The organism is Devosia sp. A449 (genome assembly GCF_054489375.1).
The window spans coordinates 1-13,527 of sequence record NZ_JBTMWU010000005.1; the positions used below are offsets into that span (position 1 = coordinate 1).

The 13,527-nt window shown below is 60.2% G+C and carries 14 protein-coding genes; 10 read left to right on the forward strand and 4 right to left on the reverse strand.

The genetic code is table 11. The features are described from left to right. On the forward strand, positions 1–537 hold a 537-nt coding region (locus ACX3OW_RS14105; protein WP_459096430.1), incomplete at its 5' end, for a TIGR02186 family protein. On the opposite strand, the gene pdeM is transcribed toward ACX3OW_RS14105, so the two are convergent. Together pdeM and ACX3OW_RS14115 are read right to left on the reverse strand one after the other, a co-directional pair. Continuing rightward, positions 534–1,196, reverse strand: a complete 663-nt coding sequence (gene pdeM / locus ACX3OW_RS14110; protein ID WP_459096431.1) for a ligase-associated DNA damage response endonuclease PdeM — start codon at positions 1,194–1,196, stop codon at positions 534–536. The two genes, ACX3OW_RS14105 and pdeM, sit on opposite strands and share 4 nt — an antisense overlap. 41 nt (positions 1,197–1,237) lie before the next feature. Then, a complete protein-coding gene (locus ACX3OW_RS14115; RefSeq protein ID WP_459096432.1) occupies positions 1,238–3,724 on the reverse strand; it encodes a ligase-associated DNA damage response DEXH box helicase in 2,487 nt (828 codons plus the stop codon). A 211-nt stretch (positions 3,725–3,935) separates the two neighbouring features. On the opposite strand from ACX3OW_RS14115, the gene ACX3OW_RS14120 reads away from it, so the two are divergent. Together ACX3OW_RS14120 and ACX3OW_RS14125 are read left to right on the forward strand one after the other, a co-directional pair. After that, positions 3,936–4,229 (forward strand): DUF6460 domain-containing protein, encoded by a 294-nt coding sequence (locus ACX3OW_RS14120; RefSeq protein WP_459096433.1) that lies wholly within the window; start codon positions 3,936–3,938, stop codon positions 4,227–4,229. 145 nt (positions 4,230–4,374) lie between these two features. Beyond that, a complete protein-coding gene (locus ACX3OW_RS14125; RefSeq protein WP_459096434.1) occupies positions 4,375–5,730 on the forward strand; it encodes an MATE family efflux transporter in 1,356 nt (451 codons plus the stop codon). Between the two features lie 10 nt (positions 5,731–5,740). Here the strand turns inward: ACX3OW_RS14125 and ACX3OW_RS14130 are convergent, their stop codons facing one another. Further along, the gene (locus ACX3OW_RS14130) at positions 5,741–7,363 is read right to left on the reverse strand and encodes an ATP-binding response regulator (protein WP_459096435.1); all 1,623 of its coding nucleotides are present in this window, start codon (positions 7,361–7,363) and stop codon (positions 5,741–5,743) included. Positions 7,364–7,536: 173 nt separating this feature from the next. Between ACX3OW_RS14130 and mscL the strand changes: the two genes are divergently transcribed. The 5 genes from mscL to ACX3OW_RS14155 all read left to right on the forward strand — a co-directional run bounded on the left by mscL (position 7,537) and on the right by ACX3OW_RS14155 (position 10,607). Continuing rightward, entirely contained in the window at positions 7,537–7,971 is a 435-nt protein-coding gene (gene mscL, locus ACX3OW_RS14135; protein WP_459096436.1) for a large conductance mechanosensitive channel protein MscL, read from the forward strand. 176 nt (positions 7,972–8,147) lie between these two features. Then, positions 8,148–9,125, forward strand: coding sequence for an IS1595 family transposase (locus ACX3OW_RS14140; RefSeq protein ID WP_459096437.1), 978 nt, complete (start codon positions 8,148–8,150; stop codon positions 9,123–9,125). A gap of 40 nt (positions 9,126–9,165) precedes the next feature. Beyond that, positions 9,166–9,975 (forward strand): hypothetical protein, encoded by an 810-nt coding sequence (locus ACX3OW_RS14145; RefSeq protein ID WP_459096438.1) that lies wholly within the window; start codon positions 9,166–9,168, stop codon positions 9,973–9,975. Further along, positions 9,968–10,480, forward strand: coding sequence for a type II toxin-antitoxin system VapC family toxin (locus ACX3OW_RS14150; protein WP_459096439.1), 513 nt, complete (start codon positions 9,968–9,970; stop codon positions 10,478–10,480). Before ACX3OW_RS14145 ends, ACX3OW_RS14150 begins: the two co-directional genes overlap by 8 nt. Further along, positions 10,443–10,607 carry a hypothetical protein gene (locus tag ACX3OW_RS14155; RefSeq protein ID WP_459096440.1) on the forward strand — a complete coding sequence of 55 codons (165 nt, stop codon included), beginning with the start codon at positions 10,443–10,445 and terminating at the stop codon, positions 10,605–10,607. Before ACX3OW_RS14150 ends, ACX3OW_RS14155 begins: the two co-directional genes overlap by 38 nt. Here ACX3OW_RS14155 and ACX3OW_RS14160 read toward each other — a convergent pair. Next, a complete protein-coding gene (locus ACX3OW_RS14160) occupies positions 10,588–11,187 on the reverse strand; it encodes a hypothetical protein (RefSeq protein WP_459096441.1) in 600 nt (199 codons plus the stop codon). The two genes, ACX3OW_RS14155 and ACX3OW_RS14160, sit on opposite strands and share 20 nt — an antisense overlap. Before the next feature lie 229 nt (positions 11,188–11,416). Between ACX3OW_RS14160 and ACX3OW_RS14165 the strand changes: the two genes are divergently transcribed. After that, complete coding sequence (locus ACX3OW_RS14165; protein WP_459096442.1) at positions 11,417–11,797, forward strand: response regulator; 381 nt, start codon at positions 11,417–11,419, stop codon at positions 11,795–11,797. After that, positions 11,733–13,514, forward strand: a complete 1,782-nt coding sequence (locus ACX3OW_RS14170; RefSeq protein ID WP_459096443.1) for a recombinase family protein — start codon at positions 11,733–11,735, stop codon at positions 13,512–13,514. Before ACX3OW_RS14165 ends, ACX3OW_RS14170 begins: the two co-directional genes overlap by 65 nt. Positions 13,515–13,527 lie beyond the last annotated feature (13 nt).

Genomic DNA, 13,527 nt, shown 5'->3' on the forward strand with positions numbered 1-13,527 from the left:
AACCGCGTCGCCCGCCAGATGACCAATAATTTCGGCGCCTGGATCAACACCGATCAGGTCGAGTTCCGCAATTTCCCAAGCTATTTCCACGTGCTGTCGAGCAGCCGGCTGACCGACATCACCGATGTCACCACCCTGACCGCCAACGCCATCCTGCCCGAGGCCTATACGCTGTCGACCACCAGCGCCGATTGGTGGAAGACCGCAATCTTCGGCCGCGAACTGGTGCGGCTGATGACTGAAGAGGGCCTGTTCGGGGTGCAGGAGAACGCCGTCAATTTCCTCGCCGACAATTTCTATTCGGCGCGCCTGACCCTGCCCAGCAACGCGCCCCCCGGTCCCTATATCGCCCTGACCTATGTGTTCAAGAATGGCGAGATCATCGCCCGCAAGTCGGAAGGCTTTGCCGTGCGCAAGATCGGCTTCGAGCGTTTCCTGGCGCTGACCTCGGTGCAGCAGCCATTTCTCTACGGCCTGGTCTGCGTGCTGCTGGCGCTGTTCACCGGCTGGCTCGGTGGCGTGGTGTTCCGGCGCTAACCGCGCACCAGCCGCTTGGGGCTGACCGGATACGTCCGGTCCTTGCCCAGCATGGTGACTTCCAGCGCCGGCCAGTGGAACAGGCCGACAAAGGCCGGCGACAGGATATTGATCGAGCCGGTCGACGATCCATAGGCGGGCAGGATCATGAGCCGGTTGTCGTGGACAAAGCAGGGGCGGCGGGTCGAGCGGCCCTGCATCAGCACATGCGCGGCGGGGTGCAAATGTCCGCTGATTACCCCATTGGCACCGCGTTGCGGTTCATGCGCCAGGGTCAATCCGGCCAGTTCGAGCTCCGGCAGGCAAATGCCGCCGATGGCGTGCGGGGCCGGATCGTGATTGCCCGACAGCCAGATGCACTCGACCATTTCGGTCACCGCATCGAGCCGCATCCGGTCCGCATTGGTCAGCAGCTTGCTCGCATCAGCGCGATGAAAACTGTCGCCGAGCGACACCAGACGCTGCGCATGAGTGCGCCGCAGATCGGCTTCGAGCCGCGCCAACGTCAGGCCGGTATCATAGGGCGGCAGCAACTGGCCGCGCCGGGCAAAGCTGGCCATTTTTTCAAAATGCAGATCGGCGACCAGCAGGGTGCGCTCGGCGTGCCAATAGAGGGCACCCGAAGGCAGCGGCTCAAAATTATGTCCGGCAAAGCGCAAGATCGGCGTCTCCGTGACCTCGGCTTGATATTGGGGCTGATTCAACTCTGGCCCATCGCCTCTTTCAGCAATTCGTCGGCTGCTTCCGCCATAGCAGATTCGCGGCCTTCCCCGAAAATGGGTTCCTTGCCGATATCGAGCAGCAGCGGCACGGCGAGAGGCGAGACGCGCGCCAGCGGCTTGTGCACGATGTGGCTGCGAATGCGGGCCAGCATGGTGCCCAGCCGCTCGATATCGAGCAACCCGCGCGCGGCGTCGCGGCGGGTGGCCTGAATGAGAATGTGATCGGGCTCGTGCTGATACAGCACGTCATAGATCAGGTCCGAACTCATGGTGATCTGGCGGCCCGATTTCTCCTTGCCGGGATGACGGCGCTCGATCAGCCCGGAGATGATGGCGCAGTTGCGGAAAGTGCGCTTCATCAGCGCCGATTCATCGAGCCAGGCTTCCAGATCGTCGCCCAGCATGTCTTCGGCAAACAATTCATCCAGCGATAGCCGCTTGCTGCGGATCAGCCCGGACAAATCGCCCAGCCCCCAGATGGCCAGCGCATATTCGGATGCGACAAAACCCAGTGGCCGGGCGCGGGCGCGTTCCAGCCGTCGGGTCAGCAGCATGCCCAGGGTTTGGTGCGCCAGGCGGCCTTCGAAGGGGTAGCACACCAAATAGTTCTGCGTGCCATGGGGGAAGGTTTCCACCAGCAGGCTATCGCGCTTGGGCAGCACCGAAATATCGCGCTGCAGGCGCAGCCAGTCGCTCACCTGATCCGGCAGCACCGACCAGCTTTCGGGCGTATCGAGCAGCTTGCGCACCCGCTCGGCCAGATAGGTTGAGAGCGGGAACTTGCCACCCATGTAGCTGGGAATTTTCGGGTTGGCCGACTGGGCGCGCGACACGAAGGCCTCGTTGTCGCGCATGCCCTCGAAGGCGACGATTTCGCCGCCGAACATAAAAGTGTCGCCGATCAGCAGCGTGCCGAAGAAATATTCCTCCATTTCCCCCAGCACCCGCCCGCCAGCGCCTATGGGGCTATTGCTTTGGCCCTTCTTGACGCCGCGCGCTCGCACCAGCCGAACCCGCACCATCGGTTCCTCGATGATGGTGCCGATATTGAGCCGATATTGCTGCGCCACCTGCGGATTGGCGATGCGCCAGTGGCCATCGTCGGTCAGCTTGAGGCGGGCATAGCGCTCATAGGCGCGCAGCGCGTAGCCGCCAGTGGCGACGAAATCCAGCACCCGGTCGAACTGGCCCCGCGGCAGGTCGCGATAGGGCCAGGCGCGGCGGATTTCGTCGTAAAGCGCGTTGGCGGCAAAGGGGGCGGCGCAGGCCATGCCCAGAATATGCTGGGCCAGCACGTCATAACCGCCCGACACTGGGTCTTCGCTATCCTGATGGTTCTCGGCCACGGCTTCCACCGCCGCCTCGCATTCGAGCACTTCGAAACGATTGGACGGCACCAGCACGGCCTTGGACGCCTCGTCGAGCCGGTGATTGGCGCGGCCGATGCGCTGCAGCATGCGCGAAGACCCTTTGGGTGCACCGACCTGTACCACAAGATCCACATCGCCCCAGTCGATGCCCAGATCGAGCGTCGAGGTGCAGACCACGGCCTTGAGCTTGCCCGAGACCATGGCGCTTTCCACCTTGCGGCGCTGTTCCACCGAGAGCGAGCCATGATGCAGCGCAATCGGCAGCATGTCGTCATTGATCGCCCACAGCCCCTGAAACAGCATTTCGGCCTGGCTGCGGGTGTTGACGAAGAGCAGCGTGGTGCGGTGCTGCTTGATGGTTTCGTACAGCTCACGATGGGCATAACGGCCCGAATGCCCGGCCCAGGGCAGGCGCTCCTCGGTGGCGAGTATGGACAGCACCGGCGGCGCGCCGCCCGTGGCGGTGAGCAGATGGGTTGGCCGCTGCGGCACCGGCTGGGCAATCCAGTCGCGCAGCAGATCGGGCCGCGCCACCGTGGCGCTGAGCGCGGTGATATGCAGATCGGGCGCCAGTTTGGCGATGCGGGCCAGCGCCAGCGACAACAATTCGCCGCGCTTGGAGGTGACCAGCGCGTGCAATTCATCCAGCACGATGCGCTTGAGTGAGCCGAAGAACAGATCGGCATGCGGATGGCTGATCAGCAGGCAGAGCTGCTCGGGCGTGGTCAGCAGAATATGCGGCGGCTTTTGCCGCTGCCGGGCGCGGCGCGATTGCGGCGTGTCGCCGGTGCGGGTTTCGGCGGTGATGTTGAGGCCCATTTCCAGAATGGGCGTATTGAGATTGCGCTGTACGTCGACCGCCAGCGCTTTGAGCGGGGAAATATAGAGCGTGTGCAGCCCCTCGAACTTGCCCTCCGCCAGATCGACCAGCGTCGGCAGGAACCCGGCCAAGGTTTTGCCGGCGCCGGTCGGGGCGATCAGCAGCGCCGAGGCATCGTCCTGCCAGCTGGCGAGAACGTCGAGCTGATGCGCCCGCGGGGACCAGCCTTTGCGGGCGAACCAGTCGGCGATGATGGGGGGCAATACCGGGGTCAAAAATCCCCCCTTCCAGCCTCCCCCGCAAGGGGGGAGGTGTCGTTCCGTGATGGCGGCACGATCTCACCAAACCCACCGGCCCAGCACCTCCCCCTTGATGGGGGAGGCCGGGAGGGGGTGTGGGTTGAGCACAAACTTGGCAAGTCACACCTTCTGCAAATCGAGAAACACCCTATATGATCCCCCAGCACCACAATAGGGCGAGGCCAGCATGAGCGATCAACCCCAGACCGAGACGCGGCGTTCCCCGATCGAGCGCTTCTTTGGCGGGCATCCCATCAATGTCATGCTCAAGCTGGCGTTCATCTCGCTGCTGGTCGGCTTTGCCATGAGCGTGTTTGGCGTCGACGTGCAGGGCGTGGTCAATGGGGCCATCGATCTGGTGCGCGAGGCGTTGCGCGATGGCGCCGGTCTGTTCCGCAATCTGGGCGGCTATATCGCCACCGGCGCGGCGCTAGTGGTCCCGATCTGGTTGCTCATCCGCCTCAGCAAGGGGCGCGGCTGAAAGCGCCTTTCCCTTCTCCCTCCTGGGGGAAGGTGCCCAAGGGCGGATGAGGGGCGATACTTGAACGATCCCTGCGCTGCAATGCCGCTGTGGGAGGCGGCGGCGATCCTGTGCTAGGAAACGCTGATCCCTCCGAGTTTTTCCCATGCCCACCAATCCCCGCCCGCAGCATCCGTTCGACGTGCGCCACGCCGATGTGTGGAAAATTGCGCTGCCGGCCTCGGTGGCCTTCATCACCGAGCCACTGGTGGGCATTGTCGATATCGCCGTCATCGGCCGGCTGGGCGATGCCGGCATGCTGGGCGGGCTGGTGCTCGGCGCGCTGCTGTTCGACATCATTTTTTCGCTGGCCTATTTCCTGCGCATCGGCACTGCCGGGCTGACGGCGCAGGCGGTTGGTGCGCGCGACCCGCGTGACGGGCTGCTGCATGTCAGCCGCGCCATCCTGCTCGGTGTCGGCATCGGCGTGTTGATGATCGCGCTGGCTGCGCCGACCTTATGGCTGGCGACGCTTGCCCTGGCGCCTGAGTCCGGGGCGAGTACCGCGCTGGCGGAGTATTTCAACGTCCGCATCTGGTCGGCGCCGTTCTCGCTGGTCAATTACGCGCTGCTCGGCTGGTTCTATGGCCGGGCCTCGGCCAAGACCGGCATGGCGCTGCAGATGCTGCTGCATGGCATCAACATCATTTTCAGCATCGGCTTTGTCTATTGGCTGGGCTGGGGCGTGGCCGGCGCAGCGGCGGGCACGGTGCTGGGGCAGGTGGTGGCCAGCATTGTCGGGCTTGCCGTGCTGCTGCGGCACTATGGCGGGCTGCGCGCCGTGCTCGGCAAGATCGCGCCGGGCGAATTGCTCGACGCCGTCGCGCTCAAGCGCATGTTCGGGCTCAGCCGCGATCTGATGATCCGTTCGGCAGCGCTGATGGGCGCCTATGGCTGGTTCGCAGCACAGGGCTCGCGCATGGGCGAGGTGGCGCTGTCGGCCAATGCGGTGCTGCTCAACCTGCTGATGATCATTGCCTATTTCCTCGACGGCATCGCCCAGGCGGCCGAGCAACTGACCGGCAAGGCCGTGGGCGCCAATTGGCGACCGGCCTTCGATCAGGCCTATGGGCTGAGCATGCTGTGGGGCCTGATCCTGACGCTGACCTTGGGTGTGGCCTGGTATCTGGCCGGGCCATTGGTGATCGGGTTGATGACCACCAATGCCGAAGTGCAGGCCTATGCGCTGACCTATCTGCCGATCGCGGCGCTGTGCACCGTCACCTTCATGCCGGCCTTTGTCTATGACGGCATTCTGGTGGGCACCACGCTCAATGCCACCATGCGCAATGGCATGGTGATTTCGCTAGTGGTGTTCCTGGTGGCGGCGCTGGCGCTGGAGCCGGTGCTGGGCAATTGGGGGCTGTGGGCCGCCATGCATTGCTGGTTCGTGGCGCGCGGCGCGATCTATTGGTGGGCGCTGGAGCGGCGCAAGGCAGGGCTGTTCACCGCTATAGCCTGAGGCGCAACGGCTAGCCGGTGCGCTTGACCGTGGTGCGGCTCTGATTGGCCAGCCCGCTGATCGCGGCGCGTAGCGCGGCGGGTTTGACCGGCTTGTTGACCACGGCAATGCCGCGCTCTTCGGCCAGCGCCCGCACCGCCGGACTGCGGTCGGCAGTGACCAGCGCCGCCGGCAGATGGCCACCCAGATTGTGCCGCAGCCATTCGATGGCATCGAGGCCAGAAGTTTGGTCGAGATGGTAATCCATCAGCACCAGATCGGGATACCAGCCTTCGAGCAGCCCCTCGCGGTCGATCTGCTTGAGCGACAGAGCGCTGCGCACATCGCAGCCCCAATGCCGCAGCAGCCCCTCCATCGCCTCGATGATGGCCCGCTCATTGTCGACGCAGAGGATCTTCAGCCCCAGCGTGCCGAAGCTGATTTCGGTGGGCGCGATGCTGGCTTCCTCGGTGGCGCGGACGGTGCGCGTCGACGGCAGGAACAGCGAGAAGCGCGAGCCGCGACCTTCGGTGCTGTCGAGTTCGAGCGTCAGCCCCAGCGCAGTCACCAGACGCTGCACGATGGATAGGCCCAGCCCCAGTCCCTGCGCCATGCGGGCGCCGCGTTCGAGCCGGGAGAATTCAGCGAACAGCAGCTTGTGCTGGTCGCGATTGAAACCGATGCCGGTATCGACCACGTCGAGCCGCAAGCGGCTGCCGCGCCGTCGGAAGCCGACCAGCACCTTGCCGCCGGATGGGGTATATTTGATGGCGTTGGACACCAGATTTTGCACGATGCGGCCGATCAAGGCCCGGTCTGCCAGCACCGAGCCATCGGTGCCGACAACGCGCAGGGTAATATTGCGCGCCCGCGCCATAGGCCCGAATTCCAGCTCGATCTTTTTGAGCACATCGCGCCCGGCCACTGGCGCCAGCATCGGCTTGAGCGCACCGCTGTCGATGCGCGAAATATCGAGCAGCGCGCCCATGATTTCCTCGACCGCCGTCAGGGACGCCTCGATGGAATTGGCCAGATCGGCCAGCCCGGTCGATTTGGAGCGCTCGATCAGCGTCGAGGTATAGAGCCGCGCCGCGTTGAGCGGCTGCAGCAGGTCATGGCTGGCCGCGGCGAGAAACCGCGTTTTGTCGTGATTGGCGGCATCGGCCTTGGCGCGGGCGGTTTCAAGCTCGGCATTGACCCTGGTCAGCGCCGCCGTGCGTTCGGCCACCCGTTCTTCCAGCGACTGGTTCATCCCCGCCAGTTCCCGCTCGGCCCGCACCCGCGCCGTCACGTCGGAAAAGCTGACCACCAGGCCGCCATCGGGCAGGCGACTGGAATGAAATTCGAGCATCTGCCCGGCATTACCCAGCCGCTGCGTCACCGTGCTGGGCATCGCGGTCAGCACATTGATGCGCTCAATGGCCAGCCGCGCCGCGTCGCCGACGCCCAGATCGCCCCGGTCGGCCAGAAACAGCGCGATGTCGAATAGCGGCATGCCGATTTTGATCAGCTCGGGCGGCAGCGCCAGCAGCGTGTTGTAGCGGCTATTGGACGTGGCCAATCGCAGGGCGGCGTCAAACACCGCAACGCCTTGCGGAATATGGTCGAGCGCCTGTCTGAGACGGGCTGCTTCATCGCCTTTGTGAGCGGGCATTTTGGTGGCAGTCCTGGGCTGTCGGGGTGCGGCCGGACTATCGGCTCGCCATGAAACCTGCGCAAGACCTACTGTGGACCCATTGCATTTAGCCGTCAGCTAAGGAATTCTTAATCCCCGCATATCGTGCGGCCGTCTTGGGTAGGGACGGACACCAAACTAGAGAGCCAGCAATGTTCAAGGAATTCAGGGACTTCGCCATCAAAGGCAATATGATTGACTTGGCGATCGGCGTGATCATTGGTGCTGCCTTCGGCGCCATCGTTTCCTCCATCGTCGACGACGTGTTCATGCCGCTGATCGGGTTGATCATCGGTGGCATCGATTTTTCCAATCTGTTCATCGTCCTGTCCAACCCCGACAACATTGCGGTGCCCTCGCTCGCCGCCGCCAAGGATGCCGGTATCGCCACCCTCAATATCGGGTTGTTCATCAACGCCGTGGTGAAATTCACCATCATCGCCTTCGTGCTGTTCATGGTGGTCAAGGGCATCAACAAGCTCAAGCGCCAGGCCGCTGCCGAGCCCGTGGTCGAAGCCCCCGCGCCGAGCAAGGAAGAAGTGCTGCTCACCGAAATTCGCGACGCGCTGCGCGCCAGCCCGCGCTAAACCAGACCGGCCGGCGATCCCTGGTCGCCGGCCTTTCCTTTGCCAAAAATATAGGATTGAATTCCGTTGACATTTGCGCGATAGGCAAATAAACCTAATATATAGGTGGTCTATGGCGATTATGTATTTGACAAACCCATGTACTTGAGGTCTAATGATCTCAAGGAGTTACCTCTATGTCCGTTCTTTCCAAGCCCTATTTCCACGATGAAGCCGCTGCTTTTGCTCATGTTGAAGCAACGCTTTGGGAAAATGGTCCTGTGTGCCCGCATTGCGGGGGTGTCGAGCGGATTTATGTCCTAAACAACGTCCGTACCAAGCCTTCCAAGAAGAACCCGGAAGGCGTTATCCGCCACGGCCTCAAGAAGTGCGGCCAGTGCCGTAGCCAGTTCACGGTTCGCATCGGCACCATCTTTGAGGAAAGCCACCTAGAACTGCACAAGTGGTTGCAGGCCATTCACCTGATGGTGTCGAGCAAGAAGGGCGTCTCTGCCCACCAGATTCACCGGACGCTTGAAGTCACCTACAAGACCGCTTGGTTCCTTGCGCACCGCATCCGCGAAGCAATGCGCGCTGGCGACCTGTCCCCGATGGGCGGCAACGGTTCCGTGGTTGAGGCGGATGAAACCTACTTCGGCAAGACCGAAGAACAGCCGACCACTCGCACCAGCGGCCAGCCATTCAAGTCCAAGACCCGTCGCGGCCCTTCTGGCAAGCGCGCGGTTGTCGCTCTGGTTGAGCGCGGCGGCTCTGTCCGTTCCTTCCACGTTGACCGTGCGGACGTAACCACCGTGGGAAACATCGTCGCTGCCAACGTCAACCGCGAGACGATTCTGAACACCGACGAAAGCCGCCTCTACACCAAGATTGCCCGCGAGTTCCTTGGCCACGAGACGGTCAACCACGGCGCTGAGGAATACGTTCGCGGCGAGGCCTACACGAATACCATCGAAGGCGTATTCAGCATCTTCAAGAGGGGGATGAAAGGCGTGTACCAGCACTGTTCTGAAAAGCACCTGCACCGGTATCTGGCTGAGTTCGATTTCCGGTACAATAACCGTATTGCCCTTGGGGTTGATGATCAGGCTCGCGCCGGTCACGCCCTCCGTGCTATCGTCGGCAAGCGGTTGACCTATCAAACAGTTGGTAGGTAAGGGGGCCCGTTTACATGGCGCGTATCGAGTAGGCCGGAAGATGGCCCGTTTGCGATTCAAGCTAGAAATTAATCCCGGAGGCCATGGCGTCCGACTGGATAAGCTTGGAAAACTGTCGGGCTCCGTGGAGCGGTTTCTCCGTAACTTGGCTGACGATGCTGGCGCGAAAATATCGATTGGCGATCTGGTCGCCTCCGATTTCTACGATAGCTCCTTTGGCAGCACCGTTGAGAGCTACAGTGAATTTGATACTGCAGCAGTTGCCGGATTTGACGCGGGTATTGAGTTTTTCTCGTCCTATGGTCTGACGAAGGCGCCGCAACGGGTTCCCTCCAACTTCACCAAGAAGACCATCCAAAGCTTCGTCGCGCTAGGCGCTGAAATGGACAATGACGAAGCAATTCGCATTGGCTTGCTGACCGGCGCTGATGATGAGCCGAGGTGGGAGAAACTGACCAAGTCGGCAGCGGTGCTGATGAAGGAAGCCCTAGAGGAGCCGTTCACCTACCAAGGGTCGCTCCAAGGGCGACCCGCGACTTGGTATAAGGAAAATGGGTACTTCAATTTGAAGGACTTCGCGTCCGCTGCGACGGTGAAGTGCGCATACGCGGCGGGTCTTTACGCAAAGGTCTATGCGGCATTCGAAGACAAGGACGCAGTTGTACACCTTGGCGGAATGATCACGGCAGATCGCCTCACTGGCTCCCCAACGGAAATGACGGTGAGTGACGTTCTGGTTTATCCTCGCCTGAGTGACGCAGAGTTTTCTGCCCTACCAGGCAGCGTCAAAGACATGATTGGCGACGAAGGCGTAGTTTCCTTTTTGGACAGAACGAGGGGCGATGACTAGGGTTTACCTAGACGCCTGCTGTTTTATCGAGATGTTGAAGGAGGAGCGGAAGCTCCCTCTAGATCATCCAGAAGACGCAGATATGACCAAGCGCCTTCTCAACGCCAGCCGGGATGGAAAAATCGAGGTCTGGACCTCGATGATGACCGTTGCGGAAGTGCTGCGCGTGGACCGAATGCAAGAGCCGGACGAGGCGTTGAAAAACCGGATTGAGCGATTGCTTCTATCTGGCAAAGACGGTGTGCAAGTACATGGCATGTCGCCCTTCGTGGCCATACGTGCGCGTGACCTTTATTGGAATGAAGGGTTTTCCGAAAAGGCAGCAGACCGCATTCATGTCGCCACGGCTCTCGATTTAGGGTGCGATGAGATGCTTTCGGTGGACGGTAGACTGAAGAAGAAATTCGACCGCTCAAAGATCGGACAATGCGATCTACGGGCGGTCAGAGATACGAGGAACTTGCCCGGTGAGTACCGCCAAAACAGCCTTTTCGAACCCCAATAAGTCGCAGATCGACAAATTCAAAGAAGCCGCCCGCGAACTCGAAACGAACGAGGACGAGGCGGCTTTTGACCGTGCGTTGAAGAAAGTGGCGAAGGCAAAGCCAGAGGCTAAGAAGTCGGAGAAGTGACCAGCAGGTAAATGGCGTTGGGACGCCCGCTTATGATTCTTTCTTCGTCTTGATATTCAAACTGCAAACCGACTTCGTGGAAAGTTGAAATCATCGTCTGGAGACCGGGGGTGCCATTTCTGGCGAAAATTGCTATCGCCGACTTAGGCTGCATGCCCATACCCACAATCATACCTTGATCGACAGCCCATCCGCTTTTCTGAAAAACGGCCATTAACTGCCCATGTAATTTCTTTGAGCCAGCGCTAATTCCATCATGAACAACGTCAACGGTCGCCGGGGCTTTGCTAAGTGCAACAGCCAACTCGTCCATTTGCCTCCCGCTGAGCGTGAGGGGTTCTATCGCAGACAATCTCTTTTCGAGAGCGCCAATCAGCTGCGCCGCTTCTTCCGGGGACTTACCCTCAAGCTTTTCCTTGTAGTCGGTTACGCGATCCTCGGCTAAAGCCAATCGTTCGGATGTCAGACGACTAGAGACAGCGAAGCCGATCCCTAGGAATAGCGCGGCGCACACCACAAACGCCCACGGCGCTTGCTCAATCACGGCCCAGTTCTCTTTAGCGAAATTGATCGCGTCCATCGATTCTTCTTATCACCACTCCCACTGATTCGGTATGGGTGTGTGAAGTATATAATCGCCTGGTCTATCCTACGCGTTGTCCTTGTCGACGGCAGGAACACTTAGCGCAAACTACCTTAGCGATTCACCTGCTGGCCGCGCCAGCGGACCTGCCTCGGTAGGCCTCGCCGACAACGCCTCGAACCGGGTGGTCACGATCAGCGTGAATTTGAACTGGGCAGAGGGCAACATGAGCGACGGCATCTATTACCATTCCTTCCTGAACCGCGACCGGATGATCCACATTGTCGATGCGGACCCGGCCACCTGCGAGGCCCTGAGCATTTTGTTCCGCCTCGAAGGTTTCCAGACGATTTTTTCGCTGGAGGCGGCGCATTTCATCGTCAGCCTGGAGCGACGGCGACCCGACATCGTCGTGCTCAATCTGCGGGTCGGCGAGGAGAGTGGGCTGGGCCTGCTGCGCCGGGTCAAATCGATGCGCACCGGCACGCCGGTCTTCATAATAGCGTATGGTATTAAATTGACCGATACCGTAGCATTGATTTATGACCGCACCGCCACTCGCTTATTCTTATGTACGTATGTCCACCTTGGAGCAGCTCAAAGGTGACAGCCTGCGCAGGCAGGTGGACGCCAGTGGCAAATATGCCCAAGATCATGGGCTTAGACTCGTTGAAGATTTCAAGCTCCACGACATTGGCGTGTCGGCCTTCAAAGGCGCTAACGCTGCCAAAGGCGCACTTTCCGTTTTTTTGGCCGCCGTTCAGGCCGGCGAGATACCCAGGAACTCGTATCTGTTGGTGGAGTCACTTGACCGCCTAAGCCGCGAGAAAATCCGGCCTGCTCTCCAGCTGCTATGGGCGATAACCCAAGCCGGGATAAATGTCGTAACCCTATCTGACGGCCAGGTTTATCGCGCGGGTGAAGATAATCTTCAGTCCCTCATCTACTCCATTGTGGTGATGAGCCGGGCCAATGAAGAGTCGCACATCAAAAGCGTTCGCGTCGCTGCCGCTTGGGAGAAAAAGCGTGCCAATATTGGTACAAAAAAGTTGACGAAACACGCTCCAGCCTGGCTTCGACTATCTGACGATGGAACACAATTTGTCCTCGATAGCAGCAAGGGGGATCTCGTTCGCCGCATGTTTGACCTTGCCTTGGAGGGCATGGGGCCACATTCCATAGTCCGCATGCTCAATTCACAGGGTTCAAAACCATTTGGCCGCTCAGAAGGCTGGCACAGCTCGTACGTGGAGAAAATCCTGAAAAACCGGGCAGTGGTAGGCGAATTTCAGCCCCACCGCGTCGTTGATGGCGTGAGCACTCCCGTCGGTGAACCCATCAAAGGATACTTTCCGGCGGTTATCTCGGAGGATAAATTCTTGCTGGTGCAGGTAGCACGACGCGGGCGTGCAACTCTCCATGGCGGGCGCAAGGGCAATACGTATCAGAATATTTTTTCGCACATTGCCACTTGTGCATACTGCGGCGCCAAAATGCGATTGGTCAACAAAGGGGCCAGGCCACAAGGCGGCAAATATCTAAAGTGCAGCAACGCAATTAGGAAGCTTGGTTGCGACGTGCAGGAGGGCTGGCGTTACGACCACTTCGAGGAAGCGTTTTTTACGTTTACCCGAGAGGTGAATCTCACTGAATTGCTTCGTTCCAGCGATGCCGGTGGTCGTGCGCACGAATTTGAGCAGGAAATCACCGCCATTGAAGAACGCCTGCGGCTGCTGACCGCCCGACGTGACAAAACCTATGACCTAATTGATCAATCCAGCGTCTCCGTCGCTTATCTGCGCGACCGCCTTGAAGAGACCCAAAGTGAGATTGAGCTGGTGACCGACCAGTTGACCAAAGCGAAAGAAGCCTTGGCCAGCGCGTCCGACCGACAGGTTCCTGCAGAAGAAGTAACAGAGGGTATCAAGCTACTTCAGCACGCGACTGGCGATGAAGCTTTTGCATTGAGGGCTAGGTTGGCAGATCGGCTATCCCGAATGGTCCTATCGTTAAAACTGTCCGTCAGGGGCCGTGCGGTGAACCGTGCTCAAATGTCTGATTTCTTGGACGTTCATGAACCTGACGCTGCGTACCGATCGAAATTACTCGCCCATATGGCGGAGCGGGATCGCGTTAATCGCTTGGATGAGCCGACCTTCACCGTGGCGCTCATCGGCGGCGAAGCCCGGGTGGTAACAGTGGATCGCTCTAATTCCCAAAAACTTATTCAAACAGCCGAGGTCGATGAGAATGCGGCCACGGTGATCCATACAGAATTTGGTACGAAACACTTTTCGAAACTTACGCCTGATGACCAGCCGTGAGACCGGGCTCTCT